Annotated in this window: 15 protein-coding genes and 1 pseudogene; 10 read left to right on the top strand and 6 right to left on the bottom strand. The window is 61.0% G+C overall.

Annotation, left to right across the window (positions count from 1 at the left end; all coding sequences use genetic code 11):
* Nucleotides 1-85 precede the first annotated feature (85 nt).
* Nucleotides 86-2,605 (top strand): DNA ligase D, encoded by a 2,520-nt coding sequence (gene ligD, locus AC1RMX_RS25855; RefSeq protein ID WP_493073455.1) that lies wholly within the window; start codon nt 86-88, stop codon nt 2,603-2,605.
* Here ligD and AC1RMX_RS25850 read toward each other — a convergent pair whose 3' ends face one another.
* Complete coding sequence (locus AC1RMX_RS25850; protein ID WP_085733146.1) at nt 2,606-3,007, bottom strand: hypothetical protein; 402 nt, start codon at nt 3,005-3,007, stop codon at nt 2,606-2,608.
* 96 nt (nt 3,008-3,103) lie between these two features.
* Nucleotides 3,104-3,418, bottom strand: a complete 315-nt coding sequence (locus AC1RMX_RS25845) for a DUF2388 domain-containing protein (protein ID WP_096822876.1) — start codon at nt 3,416-3,418, stop codon at nt 3,104-3,106.
* Nucleotides 3,419-3,665: 247 nt separating this feature from the next.
* Here AC1RMX_RS25845 and AC1RMX_RS25840 point away from each other — a divergent pair.
* The 3 genes and pseudogenes from AC1RMX_RS25840 to mqo form a co-directional block, all read left to right on the top strand.
* A pseudogene (locus AC1RMX_RS25840) lies at nt 3,666-4,424 on the top strand (MCP four helix bundle domain-containing protein); the annotation flags it as partial.
* Complete coding sequence (locus AC1RMX_RS25835; protein WP_493073485.1) at nt 4,416-5,279, top strand: methyl-accepting chemotaxis protein; 864 nt, start codon at nt 4,416-4,418, stop codon at nt 5,277-5,279. The pseudogene AC1RMX_RS25840 and the gene AC1RMX_RS25835, both read left to right, overlap by 9 nt.
* Nucleotides 5,280-5,769: 490 nt before the next feature.
* On the top strand, nt 5,770-7,416 hold the full coding sequence (gene mqo, locus AC1RMX_RS25830; protein WP_096822874.1) for a malate dehydrogenase (quinone): 1,647 nt from the start codon (nt 5,770-5,772) through the stop codon (nt 7,414-7,416).
* Nucleotides 7,417-7,483: 67 nt separating this feature from the next.
* Here mqo and AC1RMX_RS25825 read toward each other — a convergent pair whose 3' ends face one another.
* Nucleotides 7,484-7,912, bottom strand: a complete 429-nt coding sequence (locus tag AC1RMX_RS25825; protein WP_192560412.1) for a nuclear transport factor 2 family protein — start codon at nt 7,910-7,912, stop codon at nt 7,484-7,486.
* A gap of 446 nt (nt 7,913-8,358) precedes the next feature.
* Nucleotides 8,359-8,736 carry a hypothetical protein gene (locus AC1RMX_RS25820; RefSeq protein WP_493073453.1) on the bottom strand — a complete coding sequence of 126 codons (378 nt, stop codon included), beginning with the start codon at nt 8,734-8,736 and terminating at the stop codon, nt 8,359-8,361.
* Between the two features lie 251 nt (nt 8,737-8,987).
* On the opposite strand from AC1RMX_RS25820, the gene AC1RMX_RS25815 reads away from it, so the two are divergent.
* The 3 genes from AC1RMX_RS25815 to AC1RMX_RS25805 all read left to right on the top strand — a co-directional run bounded on the left by AC1RMX_RS25815 (nt 8,988) and on the right by AC1RMX_RS25805 (nt 11,407).
* The gene (locus tag AC1RMX_RS25815; RefSeq protein WP_493073451.1) at nt 8,988-9,434 is read left to right on the top strand and encodes an NUDIX hydrolase; all 447 of its coding nucleotides are present in this window, start codon (nt 8,988-8,990) and stop codon (nt 9,432-9,434) included.
* Nucleotides 9,435-9,530: 96 nt separating this feature from the next.
* Nucleotides 9,531-10,742 (top strand): helix-turn-helix domain-containing protein, encoded by a 1,212-nt coding sequence (locus AC1RMX_RS25810; RefSeq protein ID WP_493073450.1) that lies wholly within the window; start codon nt 9,531-9,533, stop codon nt 10,740-10,742.
* Between the two features lie 32 nt (nt 10,743-10,774).
* On the top strand, nt 10,775-11,407 hold the full coding sequence (locus AC1RMX_RS25805; protein WP_096822869.1) for a Vgb family protein: 633 nt from the start codon (nt 10,775-10,777) through the stop codon (nt 11,405-11,407).
* 5 nt (nt 11,408-11,412) lie between these two features.
* Here AC1RMX_RS25805 and AC1RMX_RS25800 read toward each other — a convergent pair whose 3' ends face one another.
* Both AC1RMX_RS25800 and AC1RMX_RS25795 read right to left on the bottom strand, forming a co-directional pair.
* Nucleotides 11,413-12,279: a CAP domain-containing protein gene (locus tag AC1RMX_RS25800; protein WP_493073448.1), complete on the bottom strand. Its 867-nt coding sequence runs from the start codon at nt 12,277-12,279 to the stop codon at nt 11,413-11,415.
* 140 nt (nt 12,280-12,419) lie between these two features.
* On the bottom strand, nt 12,420-13,190 hold the full coding sequence (locus AC1RMX_RS25795; RefSeq protein ID WP_493073447.1) for an alpha/beta hydrolase: 771 nt from the start codon (nt 13,188-13,190) through the stop codon (nt 12,420-12,422).
* 112 nt (nt 13,191-13,302) lie between these two features.
* Between AC1RMX_RS25795 and AC1RMX_RS25790 the strand changes: the two genes are divergently transcribed.
* The 3 genes from AC1RMX_RS25790 to AC1RMX_RS25780 all read left to right on the top strand — a co-directional run bounded on the left by AC1RMX_RS25790 (nt 13,303) and on the right by AC1RMX_RS25780 (nt 15,777).
* On the top strand, nt 13,303-14,247 hold the full coding sequence (locus AC1RMX_RS25790) for an aldo/keto reductase (protein WP_493073446.1): 945 nt from the start codon (nt 13,303-13,305) through the stop codon (nt 14,245-14,247).
* 167 nt (nt 14,248-14,414) lie between these two features.
* The gene (locus tag AC1RMX_RS25785) at nt 14,415-14,621 is read left to right on the top strand and encodes a hypothetical protein (RefSeq protein ID WP_096822865.1); all 207 of its coding nucleotides are present in this window, start codon (nt 14,415-14,417) and stop codon (nt 14,619-14,621) included.
* A 94-nt stretch (nt 14,622-14,715) separates the two neighbouring features.
* On the top strand, nt 14,716-15,777 hold the full coding sequence (locus AC1RMX_RS25780; protein WP_493073445.1) for a hypothetical protein: 1,062 nt from the start codon (nt 14,716-14,718) through the stop codon (nt 15,775-15,777).
* The last annotated feature ends 56 nt before the right edge of the window (nt 15,778-15,833 follow it).

The raw sequence follows: 15,833 nt of genomic DNA, 5'->3' as shown, positions 1-15,833 counted from the left end.
TCCGGGGCTTTTTTACGCCGATTGAATTTTTCTCCGCCAGCGTCGCTCTTCTGCATAACAGGACCCGATTGCAGCCGGAGCCGCCATGAACAGGAACCTCGACGACTACAACCGCATGCGCGACTTCTCGGCAACCTCTGAACCGGCGGCGGTCAAGCTGCGGGGCAAGAAGGCTGATGCCGATCACGCGTTGCAGTTCTGTATCCAGAAGCACGACGCGTCGCACCTGCATTATGACTTTCGCCTGGAACTCGACGGTGCGCTCAAAAGCTGGGCGGTGCCCAAAGGCCCGTCGCTGGACCCCACGGTCAAGCGGCTGGCGGTGCATGTCGAAGACCATCCGCTGGATTACGCGACCTTCGAAGGCAATATTCCCGAGGGCCATTACGGCGCCGGGGACGTAATCGTTTGGGATCGCGGCGTGTGGATCCCGCTGGAAGACCCGCAGAAGGCCTATGCCGAGGGCAAGCTCAAATTCGAGCTGCAAGGCGAGAAGCTTGGCGGGGTGTGGAATCTGGTGCGCACCCACATGCCGGGCAAGCAGGAGCAATGGTTTCTGATCAAACATCAGGACAGCGCCGCCCGGCCGCAAAGCGATTACGACGTGCTGGTCGCCGAGCCGGACAGCGTGCTCAGCGAGCGTACCTTGGTCGACAAACCCAGGCTCGACGCCAGACAAGTCAAACCGCTCAAAATGCCAGCGCGCAAGCCGGCCTCAGGAAAACTTGTTGGCGCACACAAGGCCCGGATTCCCGCGCAGTTGAAACCGCAACTGGCCACGTTGGTGGACAGTGCGCCGGCGGGAGACTGGAGCTACGAAATCAAGTTCGACGGCTACCGGATCATGGCGCGCATCGATCATGACGACGTGCAGTTGTTCACCCGTAACGGTCATGACTGGACGCACAAACTGCCGGAGCAAGTCCAGGCGCTCGCCGCGCTGGGGCTGGAATCGGCCTGGCTTGACGGTGAAATGGTCGTCGCCGACGAGGCGGGTGTTCCGGATTTTCAGGCGCTGCAGAACGCGTTCGAAGCCAGCCGCAGCGCGAACATCATTTATTACCTGTTCGATCTGCCTTACCTCAACGGCGTCGATCTTCGCGAAGTACCGGTCGAAGAGCGGCGCGCGGCGCTGGCCACGGTATTGAAGGCGCACAAGGATCCACTATTGCGCTTCTCCGAAGCCTTCGACGAAACCCCGGAAGCGTTGCTCAACAGCGCCTGCCAGATGCAGATGGAAGGCCTGATCGGCAAGCGTCTCGGCTCGCCCTACGTGTCACGGCGCAGCAGTGACTGGATCAAGCTCAAGTGCAAGCATCGTCAGGAATTCGTGATTGTCGGCTACACCGATCCGAAGGGTTCGCGCAGTGCCTTTGGCGCGTTGCTGCTGGGTTTGCACGATCGCGACAGCGGTGAATTGCGTTATGCCGGCAAGGTCGGCACCGGTTTCAATGAGGCCACGCTGAAAAGCCTGCTCGCGCAGTTGAAGCCCTTGCGGGCGAAGAAACCGGCCGTGGTCAACCCGCCGAGTGGCTTCGAGGCCCAAGGCGTGCACTGGCTGAAACCGAGCCTGTTGGCGGAAGTCGCGTTTGCCGAGATGACTCAGGACGGTTCGGTGCGCCATGCGGTGTTTCATGGCGTGCGTGAGGACAAACCGGCCCGGGACATCACTCAAGAGAGGGCCAAAACGGTGAAACAGTCTGAATCAGGACCCGGCCTGGCCAGCGGCAAGGTGCGCATCACTCACCCCGACCGGGTGATCGACGCCAGCAGCGGCACCACCAAGATGCAACTCGCCGAGTATTACGCCAGCGTCGCCGAGTGGATCCTGCCGCAACTCAAGGATCGCCCCGTGGCACTGGTGCGGGCGCCGGATGGCATTGCCGGTGAACTGTTCTTCCAGAAAAACGCCGAACACCTTGCGATCCCGGGCATTCGCACGCTGGACAAGGACGTCACCGGGCAACCGGTCATGTTGATCAACAATGCCGAAGCGCTGGTCGGCGCGGTGCAGATGAGTACCGTCGAACTGCACACCTGGAACGCCACCACGGTGGACCTGGAGAAGCCCGACCGCTTTGTTCTCGACCTCGACCCGGACCCCGCGCTGCCCTGGAAAAGCATGGTCGAAGCCACCGCCCTGACCCTGACCGTGCTGGATGAACTGGGTTTGCGGGCATTCCTCAAGACCAGCGGCGGCAAGGGCATTCATCTGGTGGTGCCGCTGATCCGCAAGCACGGCTGGGACGAGGTCAAGGATTTCAGCCATGCCATCGTCAGCCACATGGCCAAGCTGTTGCCGGAACGGTTTTCAGCGGTGTCCGGGCCGAAGAACCGGGTGGGGCGGATCTTTATCGATTACCTGCGCAACGGTCTCGGTGCCACCACCATTTGCGCCTACGCGGTGCGCACCCGCGAAGGGTTGCCGGTGTCGGTGCCGCTGTTTATCGATGAAGTGAAGACGATCAAGGGCGGCAATCAGTGGAATATTCATAACGTCCACGAACGACTGGCGGATGTCGGCGATGAGCCTTGGGCGGACATGAAGAAAACCCGGCAAAGCATCACGGCCGAGATGCGCAAGCGGGTCGGCATGAAAAAATGATCAGGTGTCGCGCAGCAAGTCGTGGGCGTTGAGCAATTGGTAGGCGACTTCCGGATGTTTTTTCAGACCACGGCGGATGGCAGCCGGAATCGATTGTTTTGTCTTGCGGCAGAGGCCCGGCAGCTCGTCGATCCTGATATCGATCCCGAGCATGGTCTTGACCACGTTGTCACCGGGGGCGATTTCCACGCGAATACCCAACTGCTCGAACATCCTGCCTTGCAGGCGTTCGAGATCGGCCAGGCTTTGCAGGTTTTCCAGCCGATCGAGCAGGCGTTTTTCCTCCTGCCGGGTCAGCAACAGGATGCGTATATCTGCGCCAGGATTTTCCAGCAGCGGATCGCGCCCGCAGTCGCAGACACCGGGAGGGCAGGGGGAGCGGATCGGGGCGGAAATCGTCATGGCCTCCATCATAGAGGCCGTTCGACGGTTTTGCCCATGGTCGCCCGGCTGCCGTCCATCGGCAGAGTGCAGAGCTGGCGACGTCGAGCGTACGGCTTACTGCGACAGGCCTTCGTAATGAACCAGGATGGCGTTGGCCAGCTCTTCATCGCTGGCATTCAGGCCGGGGTTGTCCTGGCGAACCTGTTGCAGCACCGACTCCAGATACACGCCACGAATGGCACCGCCGCTGGCGACGAAGGCGGACAGGTCGTCACGGGCCGGAATCACCATTTTGTGATCCTTGAAGGTGGAGTACAGCGACGCTGAAACACCCGCCGATGTGGCGACATCTCCCGCATCCACACGGGCGAAGGCCGATCCAAAGGGCAGGCACAGCACAAGAGACGAAACGAGTAATAAACGACGCATGACGGTGTTCCTCCAGCAGCGTAAAGCGAAAAGGAAGTTCCACATAATGTGAGAGGTGCCACGTGGCTCGGGAGTTCCATGGGTCGGAACAAGTTGTCGGGGCTGCAAACCGAGAACTGCCGCACAGTGTTCTTTTTTACCGGATGTGACGACACACGTTGAGACGCTCTAACCCGGCGGGTTCGCGGAAATAGGCTTAACTGAAGCTTTGAAAGCGCTGTGCGGCGCGACCAGGGAGAAAATTACCGTGTCGATCAAACTGCGTTTGGTGTTGCTGATTGCGACCAGTCTGCTGACGGCGCTGATCGTGAGCCTGGTCAGTTACGTCGGCAACCAGCGGATGGCGTCGGCGGTCAGTGACAACGCGGTCAGCATGAGCGCGCTGCGCAACCACATGGAAGCCGACATGATGCACGACGCCCTGCGCGCCGATGTCTATTCGGCGATGCTCGTGGGGCTGGGCAAAAGCACCAGCACGGCGGACGAGGTGCGCAGTTCCGTCGAAGAACATGCCGCGCATTTTCGTGAGGTACTGGGCGAGAACCTGAAACTGCCGCTCGACGCCACGATCAGGACTGCGCTGGAGCAGATCCGGCCAAGCCTCGACACCTACATCAACGCCGGCGAGCGGATTGTCGGGCTGGCGCTGGACAATCCGGACACGGCGCAACACGAACTCGGCACGTTCAGCGCCGCGTTCAGCCAGCTCGAAGAGCAGATGGCATCCCTGAGCGAGCTAATCGAAACCAATACCCGGCAGACCAGCCAGGGCACCGAAGCGGCGATCCGCAACGCCAATATCGCCCTTGGTGTCGTGTTGATTGCCAGCCTGTTGCTGCTGTTGGTGCAGGGGCGCTGGGTGATCCTGAGCATCACCGGGCCATTGAAAGCCGCCAGCCGCATTGCTGAAAGCATTGCCCATGGCAACCTCAGCGAGCCGATCGCCGAGCCTTCGGGCAAGAACGAGGCCAGCGTGCTGATCCGCACGCTGGCGACCATGCAGCGGGATCTGCGCGACATGATCGACGTGGTACGCCGCAATGCCCACGGCGTCAGCGGCATGAGCGAGCAACTGAGCCACGGCTGCCATCAGGTGGCCGACAGCAGCCAGCAGCAAAGTAGCGCCGCCGGCACCATGGCCGCCGCCGCCAGCCAGATGACCGCCAGCATCGAGGAGATCACCCGCCACGCCGAACGGGCGCTGAACATGGCCAGTCAGGCCGAGTCACTGGCGAAAAACGGCGGTCAGGTGATCCATCAGGTGGTCAGCGACATGGACGACATCGCCCGTTCCGCCCAGCAATCGGCGCAGGTGATCCGCACGCTGGATCAGGAGTCCGAAGGCATCTTCAACATCATTCAGGTGATCAAGAGCATCGCCGACCAGACCAACCTGCTGGCGCTCAACGCGGCCATCGAAGCAGCCCGGGCGGGCGAACAGGGCAGGGGGTTTGCAGTGGTCGCCGATGAAGTGCGCAGCCTGGCCGCCCGCACCAGCGCTTCAACCCAGGAAATCGCCGCAATGGTCGCGCGGATCCAGAACAGCACCCGCGAGGCGGTCAGCAGCATGGAGGCAGGTGTGGCTCAGGTCGACAAGGGCATGGCGGTCACCGCCGACGTCGAACGCGCTATCCGCGAAATCCTCGAAGCTACCCTGAACACCACGCAACTGGTCAACGACATCACCCGCACCATCGGCGAACAAAGTCAGGCCAGCAACGAAATTGCCCATCAGGTGGAGATGATTGCAGGCATGTCGGAGGGCAACAGCAAGGTGATCGGCGAGACGGCCAATACGACGGATGAGTTGTCGAGCCTGGCGGGTAGGCTGGCGCAGTCGGTGGATCGGTTTCGGTTGTGAAGGTTTTGGAGAACTCAGTCGAGCGGTGCCGGGAACCCTATTTGTAACAAGGGAGCGTCAGGATTCTGGATTGGAAGGGGCGGTCAAACGGCTGAAAGGCTCAAGCCAGAGCCGCTGATGGGGGTCATGTTCGGCCGCTGGCGGCCGATAAGTCCTTGAACGGATAAAGACTATCGAGTCGGGAACAGACGCGCGGGTTTGTCCTGACGTGATATTCTTCGCCCCACTTGGTTTGACCTAATTCAGTCTGGCGCGCTTTTCGGCGGGCCGACCGAACCCCTGTCGCTCAAGTAGCTGAAGCCAATAATGATAAGAAGTCAGTTCAGAAGGGACATATAACTGAGGTCGACGCAGCCTGTCGGCCTTGTGTGCCCACCCGTCAAAATTGAAGTGTGCCGGAACCCGCGACGCTGGCCTGAGTGTCGCGAACAAGGGGAACTCATACGTACAACAGCGGCGGGCGGAAGGCGTTTTATCATAGGTGCAACAGATGTTTAAAAAAGTGAACACAGCCTTGCTGGGGCTGGCTTTGGCGATGGGGATGTCGTCTGCCAATGCCGAAGAAGCAAAGAAAGTCGACGTTCTGCTGATCGGCGGCGGCATCATGAGCACCACCCTGGGTGTGTGGATCAATGAGCTGGAACCGACCTGGTCGATGGAAATGGTCGAGCGCCTCGACGGCGTTGCCCTGGAGAGCTCCAACGGCTGGAACAACGCCGGTACTGGTCACTCCGCACTGGCCGAACTGAACTACACCCCGGAAGACGAGAACGGCAAAGTGTCGATCCCGAAAGCCGTCGAGATCAACGAAGCGTTCCAGGTCTCGCGTCAGTTCTGGGCCTGGCAGGTTCAGCAGGGCGTCCTGAAGGACCCTCGCTCGTTCATCAACACCACTCCGCACATGAGCTTCGTGTGGGGCGATGACAACATCAAGTTCCTGAAAAAGCGCTACGAAGCCCTGCAAGCGAGCCCGCTGTTCGCCGGCATGCAGTACTCCGAAGACCCGGCTGTGATCAAGAAGTGGGTTCCGCTGATGATGGAAGGGCGTGACCCGAACCAGAAAATCGCGGCCACCTGGAGCCCGCTGGGTACCGACATGAACTTCGGCGAAATCACCCGCCAGTTCGCCGGTTACCTGCAGACCAAGCCTAACTTCAGCATGAAGCTGTCGAGCGAAGTACAGGACATCACCAAGAACGCCGATGGCACCTGGCGCGTCAGCTACAAGAACCTGAAAGACGGCACCAAGACTGAAACCGACGCCAAGTTCGTGTTCATCGGCGCCGGCGGCGGTGCTCTGCACCTGCTGCAGAAGTCCGGTATCGAAGAAGCCAAGGAATACGCTGGCTTCCCGGTAGGCGGCTCGTTCCTGGTGACCGATAACCCGGCCATCGCCGAGCAGCACCTGGCCAAGGCCTACGGTAAGGCTTCGGTTGGCGCGCCTCCGATGTCCGTTCCGCACCTGGACACCCGTGTCCTGGACGGCAAGCGCGTCATTTTGTTTGGCCCGTTCGCAACCTTCAGCACCAAGTTCCTGAAGGAAGGTTCGTACCTGGACCTGCTGACCAGCACCACCACCCACAACATCTGGCCTATGACCAAGGTCGGCATCAAGGAATACCCGCTGGTCGAGTACCTGGCCGGTCAACTGATGCTGTCGGATGAAGACCGTCTGAACGCGCTGAAGGAATACTTCCCGAACGCCAAAGCCGAAGACTGGCGCCTGTGGCAAGCCGGCCAACGCGTGCAAATCATCAAGCGTGATGAAGCCGCTGGCGGCGTGCTGAAACTGGGCACCGAAATCGTTGCTTCGAAAGACGGCTCCATCGCCGGTCTGCTGGGCGCATCGCCAGGTGCATCGACCGCTGCACCGATCATGCTGAGCGTGCTGCAGAAAGTCTTCAAAGACAAAGTCGCTACCCCTGAGTGGCAAGCCAAGCTGCACCAGATCGTTCCAAGCTACGGCACCCAGCTGAACAACGATCCAGCCAAAGTGGCTGAAGAGTGGGCTTACACCGCCAAGATCCTGCAACTGCCAACCCCACCGGTGATTGGCCAGGCCGCAGCTCCGGCGGCAGAAGCGGCTGACAAGGCTAAAGCTCCGAAAGAAAACGCTGCACGTGACATGGCTCTGTAATTCAGACACCTGACACACAAAGCCCACTGAACCGGCGACGGTCAGTGGGCTTTTTTGTGTCCGGGTTTCAGGCCTTGGCAGCGGCCAGATAGGCCCCCAACCGCCGCCCCATCTCCTCACCCAACGCTTGCAACCCACTCAACGGCCGCACCATCACCTCGAACTCGACAATCTTCCCCTGTTCATCGAAGCGGATCATGTCGATACCCTTGAGCTCTTTCGACCCAACCTTGGCACTGAACTCCAGCACGACATTCAAACCATCAGCCGTCGCCAGTTCACGGTGGTATTTGAAGTCTTCAAACACTTCGAACACGGTGTTGAGGATCATCGCGACCACCGGCGCGCCGGGGTAGGGTGTGTGGGCCATCGGCGAACGGAATACGGCTTTGGGGTCGAGCAGGTCGGGCAGGGCTTTCAAGTTGCCGGTACGGATCATCTCGTGCCAGCGGTTCAGGGATTCGGCGGCGTTGGGGTGCAGGTTCAGCTCGGACATGGTTTCACTCCTGTATTTTTTGTTGTTCTTTGCGCGGCGCAACTGACTCTAGATCAAAGCAGCGTAATGGAAACCTTCTGTACCGAGCTGAATGTCGACACATGAGTGGGCCAAATCCATCTGATCCGCTTTTTCCTGTTGAATCTGCATCTGTAACCGTCTCAGCCATGGGCCCAAAATACCCTTGCCGTTCGGCCACACGCGACGAGCTTCATTCCGAAGCGCCCGGTGCGCCGGACATTCAGTATTCAGGAGGCCTTCATGGCTAAGATGGCGTTTTTCCTCGGCGGCTTTCTCGTGTTGACCATCATGATCGGCGTTCTGGCCACGATTTCTCCGGTCTGACGATCAGCAGTTGAGTACCGGCATGTAACGTTCTTCATGCTTTTTGAAATGGATCGGCGCTGTCGGGATTTTCTCTCCGTTCAGGAAGAGCTCCGGCAGCGTCAGGATGAAATCGTCCATTTCGCCGCTGCCCAGGGGTGTTCCGGGGGAATATAGATCCAGCTCTTTTTCACGCGGGTCGAAACCGGTTTCAAGCGTTCGATGCTGACCTGGTACGACTTGCCATTGGCCAGTTGCACGGTGGCCATCGGCGAAGCCGCGCTGATCCACAGGGCCGGTTCGGGCGTGCTGTAGGCGGTTTTCCACTGTTCCGGTGTATTCAGGTTTCGCATGTACGGGGGCGTATAAAGATACGCGTACAGGCGCACTTCGGTATCGGTGCTGTGATGATAATCAGGCCTGGTCGGCGTCTCCGGCAGCGCTGCATAGACCAACAGATGCACCCAATCGAGCTCTTCTGACTTGGTCGTGTAGCTCATTGCCTGGTGAGGGCCGGGGCACGTTCTGATCAGCAACGCGTTCTGACCGACAGTCGATTGCGGATTCAGGTAAGGGCCCGAGCTACAGGCCGAGAGCAGGGGTAGAAGCAGATAGCAGGCTAGACGTTTCAAATAATCGACTCCGTGATTGGCTGTATTCCCTTTCAAACCACCGCAGATTACCTGAAGCAGCGCCTCTGTTGCGTGTGATCTAATGCCGGGCTTTTCATCCAGCAAACGGACTTCACCCCATGGCCGAACCGCGTATCCGCGCACTTGCACTGTGTGTCTTTCAGCACAACGGCAAAATTCTGGTTAACCGCTTCCACGACCCGGTCGCAGACCAAACCTTCTACCGTCCCATTGGTGGCGGCATCGAGTTTGGCGAAACCAGTCGCGAGGCCATCGTGCGCGAAGTACAGGAAGAGTTGGGCCTTTCAATGAAAGACCTGCGCCTGCTCGGCACACTTGAAAGCCTCTTCGTCTACAACGGCAAACCGGGGCATGAAATGGTTCAGGTGTATGACGCCCGCTTTGACGACGAGCAGGTCTACGAGCAATTGCAGATCGTCGGTCACGAAAGCGACGGCGCCCAGTTCACCGCCAGTTGGCAGGACAACTCAAGTTTCACTGAGCAATCACCGCTGGTGCCCGTCGGTTTGCAGGCGTTGCTCAAGAACGCCGCCATCCTCGACTGAGTGCGCGAAGTCACACGATCACCCAGACAAAACCGCATTCGGTATTAGACTCCACCCACGATCTGATACCGGAAACCGTGACATGCCGGACTCCCCATGGACTCGCTGATCAACGCTGCCGGTCGCGCACTGGCGGCGGGTGATCCGTTGGCGGCGCTGAATTTCGTGGCGCTGCGCGAAGACCCTCCGGCCCTGGCTTTGCGCGGGATCGCCATGGCCCAGCTCGGCGATTTGGCGCGGGCCAAGGCATTGCTGCAGCGGGCGGTGAAAGCATTCGGCGCCAACGAGCCGTTGTCTCGGGCGCGCTGCGTGGTGGCCGAGGCCGAAGTGGCACTGGCGGCGCGGGATCTGGGCTGGCCGGTGAAGGCGCTGGAGGCGGCGCGGCGAGCCTTGCACGATCACGGCGACTGGCTCAATGCAGCGCACGCGCGCTATCTGCAGATTCGTCGGTTGCTGCTGATCGGGCAGTTGGACGACGCAGATGCGCTGCTCGCTGGACTCGATCCAGCACCGTTGCCGCCAGCCCTGCGCGCCGTTCATGAACTAATGGCTGCCGGGATCGCGTTACGCCGGGTGCAGGCGCACAAGGCGCAAATGGCGTTGGAACGTGCGCAACGGGTGGCTCAGTCGGCTGCCATTCCGGCATTGTCGGCGGAGATCGAGCACGCTCGGCAAATCCTCGAAGCGCCCGCTGCCCGATTGATCGTTGCGGGTCAGGTGCAAGCGGTGACATTGGCGCAGATTGAAGCGTTGTTTGCCTCGCCGACGCTGGTGGTCGATGCCTGTCGCTATAACGTTCGCGGTGCAGGAATGACGGTGGCGCTGGCCACGCGGCCGGTGCTGTTTCACCTCGTTCGGCTGCTCGCTGAAGCCTGGCCCGGGGATGTGCCCCGAGAGACACTGGTCGCCAAAGCCTTTCGATTGAAACTCGATGATGAATCCCACCGCGCCCGTTTGCGGGTCGAGATCGGCCGGTTGCGTGCAGCACTGCAACCGCTGGCCGGAATCACGGCGACTTCCCGTGGCTATGCGCTGGTTGCGCAAGACGTGGCGCTGCTGACGTTACCGCTCGAAGACAAACACGCCGCACTGCTGGCCCTGCTCGCCGACGGCGAGGCGTGGTCGAGTTCGGCGCTGGCGCTTGCGTTGGGCAGCAGCCAGCGTCAGATACAACGGGCACTGGAAACGTTGGCGGCGCAAGACAAGGTCCAGGCGTTCGGTGTCGGCCGTGCGCGGCGATGGCTGACCCCGCCCGTGCCAGGTTTCGCGACGATCTTGTTACTCCCGGTGTCGTTGGGCAATGGCTAGGCTGGACTCACCCACTCAACGAGGAAGCCAGCATGAAACACGCAAACGCAGAAATCCTTCGTGAATACGGCCCGTTCGACGGCATCGACGGTGTCCACGGCGTGACCTTCGACGGTCGGCAAGTCTGGTTCGCCAGTGACGGCCAGCTCAATGCGCTGGACCCGGCCAGCGGCGAAACCGTGCGCACGATCAAGGTCGGTGCCGATGGCGGGACCGCGTTCGACGGCAAGCACCTGTTTCAGATTGCCGACCGCCGAATCCACAAGATCGACCCGGCCACCGGGCGTGTGCTCCACACCATTCCGGCCCCCGGCGACGGCGGCGATTCGGGCATGGCCTGGGCCGAGGGCACGTTGTGGGTGGGGCAGTATCGCGATCGCAAGATTCATCAGATCGATCCGGAAACCGGGAAAATCCTCCGCACCCTCGAATCAAACCGTTTTGTCACCGGCGTGACCTGGGTCGACGGTGCGCTGTGGCATGGCACCTGGGAAGGCGAAGAAAGCGAGATCCGGCGGATCGATCCAGGCAGCGGCGAGGTTCTGGAAAGCCTGACGTTGCCCGCCGGGATCGGCGTCTCCGGACTGGAGGCCGATGGCGGGGATCGCTTCTACTGTGGTGGCGGCAACAGCAGCAAGGTGCGGGCCGTGCGTCGGCCGAAGTGAGGCGCTCAAGGCGCCCCGAACAGCATCGTCCAGTACACACCGTTATCGCTGCGGGCCTCACTGGCAAAACCGGCGCCGACCTGGGTGAACATCGGGTTCATCAGGTTGGCGCAATGTCCGGGGCTGGCCAGCCAGCCGGCCATGGCCTTGCTCGGAGAACTCTGCCCGGCAGCGATGTTTTCGCCGATCTGCCGGCCACGGTAGCCGGCAGACCGGGCGCGGTCGGCTGGCATGTCGCCGTCCGGATCCTGGTGAGCGAAGTAGTTGCCGTAGGCCATGGCCTTGCTGTGACCCTGGGCGGCGGCGCCGAGGGCCGGGTTCCAGCTCAAGGGACGGGCGGCGGCAAAGCGCTGGCGACCGCACATCCGGGGTCGGGCGCGGGCGGCGTTGACCTCGGCCAGCAAGGCTTTGCCGACGCTGCGGTTATCGCCCATGCGGCTGTCGATCACCGGACGCGCCAGTACCACTTGCCATTCACTGCGGGCGCGGCTGATGCCGATGTCGGCGTACTGCGCATCCAGCAATGCGCCGCAATGTTCATTCTGCAATTGATCAAACGCCTCTTCGGCATCCTCGGCCCCGACGATCCGGATGCTGCGCACCGCAACCGCTGCATAACCGGAGGCCTTCAGTTGCTCGCGCATCCCGCCGCCGTAGCCATAGCCGATGGGCAGCGCAATGTTCTGCTTCAGCGTCAGTGGCGCCAGGCGTTGTGCCGGACGCCGGTCGCAGCGTTGCGGATGGGCACGGAGGTCATTGATGGCGGCTGCCAGTTGCCGCTCTGCGCCAGCGTGGGCAGAGGGGGCGAGCAGGGGAGAAAGGATCAGCAGGCACAGCGAAACGAAGCGAGACGAACGGACGGCGTGGCGCATGGGACGCAAGGCTCTGAAAAAAGATAGCGCTGATAGGGAGTTAGCCGCGAAAGCGGCGCGAGTAGGACTGGCCTTTTTGCACTTGGTTCAGGAGGCGCCTCAGGCTTTCGCTGGTCGCCGACGAAGTGCGCAGGTTTCACTCACCGGTTCAACACATCCTTCATCCATTGCAGGTATTGCGGCCGTTCGGATATCGAGTTGTGCGCCGAGTCCTTCACCACTTTGAGCATCGCCACCCCGTCGGGGAAACTGTGCAGCAGGCGTTCGGTGCTGGCCCGTGAAACCACCTCGTCATTGCTGGCCGCCAGCAGCAGCGTCGGCACGCTGATGTGCGCCGCATATTTGCCGGACTCGTAACGATCCTTGAGCAACCACTTCACCGGCACCCACGGGTAATGCTGGACGGCGAGTTCAACGAGGCTGTTGTAAGGCGTGACCAGAATCAGCTGGGCCACCGGCCGCTGGCTGGCCAGCCGCACCGCGACACCGGAGCCGAGGCTGCGTCCAACCAGTGCAATCTGTGGATGCCGGGCATACACCTGATCGAACAGCGCCAGCGCATCTTCGGCGATCGCCGCTTCGGACGGGGAGCCGCCGCTGCCGCCAAACCCCCGATAGTGCAGCAGATACACCGCGTAGTCGGGAAACGCCTCGGCAAACGCCGGCAGATTGCGCGACACGTCCTCGGCATTGCCGCCGAAATAGATCAGCGCTTTCGCCCCGGAATGCTCACGAACACTGACGCGAATATCGGCGTCGGGCATCGCCAGCGTCATTCGCGATTCCGCCGTATCCATGGAGCCGGGCTGCGGGAAATAGATCAGCGAGCGCTGAAAAACGAACAGCGCCGCGCACAGGATCAGGTACACGGCAACGATCAAGGCGACGAGCGACATCAGGGTTCTGGACATTCGGCTAACTTTAACGGGGCGTGAAGGTGCTCAGTCGCAGTGTAGTTGAGCCTTCCCGAGTGACCGCCGCCGAACACAAGGCGCAACAGATCCATCAAGCAGAGACGCGAGCATGAGCCACACTGAGGGTTGTTCCCGCCGCCGCCTGCTCACGCTGGCTGCCGGGGTTTCGGCGGTTTTCACGTTTGACCGGGCGTTGGCCGCTGCCACGTCGCCGAGCGCCTCAGGAGGCCAGACCATGCAGACCCGCGCCATTCCTTCCAGCTCCGAGCGGCTGCCCCTGGTCGGGCTGGGTACGTATCGCGGCTTCGATGTCGCGCCCGGCGATCCGGCCTATCGGCCCTTGGCGGCAGTGCTCGACGAGTTGTTCAGAAAGGGTGGCATGCTGATCGACAGCTCACCGATGTATGGCCGCGCCGAAGAAACCACCGGCGAGCTGTTGTCGATCCACGTACCCCGTTCACCGGCCTTTCTGGCGACCAAGGTGTGGACGCGCGGGCGCGAGGAGGGCATCGCGCAGATGGAAAATTCCTTCCGTCTGCTGCGCACCGAGCGCATCGACCTGATGCAGATCCACAACCTGCTGGACTGGCAGACGCATCTGCCGACCCTGCGTGAATGGAAAGAGCAGGGCCGCATCCGTTACATCGGCATCACCCATTACACGCCCTCGGCGTACGAGGAAGTGGAAGCGGTACTGAAGGCCGAACAGCTCGACTTCCTGCAGATCAACTACGCCCTTGATGACCGGGGCGTGGAGAAACGCATCCTGCCGTTGTGCCGCGAGCGTGGAGTGGCGGTGATCTGCAATCGCCCGTTTGGCGGCGGCGAGCTGCTGGCACGGCTAAAGGGCAAACCGCTGCCGGGCTGGGTGTCGGATGTGCAGGTCAACAGCTGGCCGCAACTGGCGCTGAAGTTTTTGCTGTCGAACACGGCGGTCACCTGTGTGATTCCCGGCACCGGCAATCCGCGCTACATGGCCGACAACGCCGGCGCCGGGTTCGGGCCGATGTTGACCGATGCGCAGCGCCAGCAGTTGATTGCGCTGGTGGGTTAGCAGCGCTCGCGTCAGTCTTGCAGGTGGGGCGATGAACGGTCGCTGTCGCCCTGTGAATCATCGTTCGTTTCCCCGGTCGTATCTGCGGCTGCGCGCACCTCGCCATTTCGGTGTGGGCTGCGTTGACCGTTTCCGTCGTCAAGACCTTGGTTTTAGGGAAATTCTGAATGATGCGTGCAACAACGCTGCTGCTGACTGTTTCCGCTGCCGTATTGCTGGGCGGCTGTGTGGCGGACTTTGATGATGACTACCGACATGGCCGCCATTACGATCGTGATCATGGCCGTTACTACGATCATGATCGGCGTTGGGACGACCGCGATTACGATCGCCGCGACGGGCGTCGCTACCACCGTGACCGGGATGATGATTGATCAACGCTGGACAGGCAGGTTTTGACGGGATGGACGCAGTAGTGGCTATTCAGTAGCATCGCGGCTTTTCCCGGCCTTTCCCTCAAGGATGAACATGCCAGTCACTTCGCTCCTTCGCCGTTCTTCGGCGCTTTTCGGCTTGATGGTGTCCCTCTCGGGGCTTGGTGGTTGCGCACTGACGGGGACCTATCAGGACGCCACCGGGCCAGACGCTGCCAAGATGCGTTTCGTGGCCAACACTGACAATGCCACCGTCAATTACTTCGACGCCGAGCATTGCGATGGCCTGACCACCGGCATCCTGAACAATTTATTTGTCAGAGACAGTCCGCGGCGGGTGGGCATGACCGTGGCGCCTCCGGAAAAGGCCCGTGGTTATCTTGAAGTGAAGTTGCCGCCCGAAAAGGAAGTGTTCCTGCAGGTCAATACCCAGGTGGGCTATGGCGTGTGTGGCGCGGTATTCGGTTTCAGACCCGAGCGCGCAATGGAGTATGAACTCACCTTCGAACTCAAGGGCAACCAATGCTTGACCTTGATGCAGCGCCTGCAACGGGTTGATGGCAAGGATGTACGTACACCCGTCACCATCAGGCGCGATGGATTTTCCGCTTGTGAGGGCCGCAGCCCGATCTTTCCGAAACCACCCGCGCTGCTGCCCGATACGCCGGAACGCACGGCGATGATGGATCGCATCATTGCTGGCAGTACGTTCGTCCGGATGACCTCCGACACGGCCAGGGACAAGGTCGCGGGCAACTCGCCGGAAAAAATCGACTCACTGATCAGCGAGCGCAAGGCCAAGCTGGGCTTCAATCTGCCGGACGAATACTGGACGTTGTATCGCCAGAATCTTGAGGCGTTCGATCAGGATTTCGCCGCCAAGAAGACGCAGGTGATGCAACGCTCGACCGACGAATACCGCAAACGCCTGAGTAGCGCGGACGACAAGCAATTGAAGGCGTGGACAGGAACGGGCGAAGCCGCCAAACCCATGAACGCGGCGCCGGCGGAGCTGGAAAAAACCATGGTCATGTTCTATTTCCAGACCGACAGAGCGGTGACGGTCGAAACCATCAATCGCCACCTCGACCGCATGGCGAAAATGGAGCAGCAGTACGACGTCTGCTCGCGCTACGCCGATTGCTGGAAGCGTTGATAGTCCGGCTGCGCTGACAAAAAAAGCCCACTGAGCCTAATCGGCCAGTGGGCTTT

Source organism: Pseudomonas sp. GW822-FHT03F04 (genome assembly GCF_058801405.1).
The sequence above is the reverse complement of the archived record's forward strand: the minus strand, read 5'-3'. Positions and strand labels throughout refer to the sequence as shown.

Coding starts and splice junctions, on each gene's coding strand:
- AC1RMX_RS25825 (WP_192560412.1), bottom strand. CDS start 7,912: ATGTCCGAGCTGAACCTGCACCCCAACGCCGCCGAATCCCTGAACCGC.
- AC1RMX_RS25835 (WP_493073485.1), top strand. CDS start 4,416: ATGCAGCGGGATCTGCGCGACATGATCGACGTGGTACGCCGCAATGCC.
- AC1RMX_RS25810 (WP_493073450.1), top strand. CDS start 9,531: ATGGACTCGCTGATCAACGCTGCCGGTCGCGCACTGGCGGCGGGTGAT.
- AC1RMX_RS25845 (WP_096822876.1), bottom strand. CDS start 3,418: ATGCGTCGTTTATTACTCGTTTCGTCTCTTGTGCTGTGCCTGCCCTTT.
- mqo (WP_096822874.1), top strand. CDS start 5,770: ATGTTTAAAAAAGTGAACACAGCCTTGCTGGGGCTGGCTTTGGCGATG.
- AC1RMX_RS25785 (WP_096822865.1), top strand. CDS start 14,415: ATGATGCGTGCAACAACGCTGCTGCTGACTGTTTCCGCTGCCGTATTG.
- AC1RMX_RS25805 (WP_096822869.1), top strand. CDS start 10,775: ATGAAACACGCAAACGCAGAAATCCTTCGTGAATACGGCCCGTTCGAC.
- AC1RMX_RS25780 (WP_493073445.1), top strand. CDS start 14,716: ATGCCAGTCACTTCGCTCCTTCGCCGTTCTTCGGCGCTTTTCGGCTTG.
- AC1RMX_RS25795 (WP_493073447.1), bottom strand. CDS start 13,190: ATGTCCAGAACCCTGATGTCGCTCGTCGCCTTGATCGTTGCCGTGTAC.
- AC1RMX_RS25800 (WP_493073448.1), bottom strand. CDS start 12,279: ATGCGCCACGCCGTCCGTTCGTCTCGCTTCGTTTCGCTGTGCCTGCTG.
- ligD (WP_493073455.1), top strand. CDS start 86: ATGAACAGGAACCTCGACGACTACAACCGCATGCGCGACTTCTCGGCA.
- AC1RMX_RS25820 (WP_493073453.1), bottom strand. CDS start 8,736: ATGAGCTACACGACCAAGTCAGAAGAGCTCGATTGGGTGCATCTGTTG.
- AC1RMX_RS25850 (WP_085733146.1), bottom strand. CDS start 3,007: ATGACGATTTCCGCCCCGATCCGCTCCCCCTGCCCTCCCGGTGTCTGC.
- AC1RMX_RS25815 (WP_493073451.1), top strand. CDS start 8,988: ATGGCCGAACCGCGTATCCGCGCACTTGCACTGTGTGTCTTTCAGCAC.
- AC1RMX_RS25790 (WP_493073446.1), top strand. CDS start 13,303: ATGAGCCACACTGAGGGTTGTTCCCGCCGCCGCCTGCTCACGCTGGCT.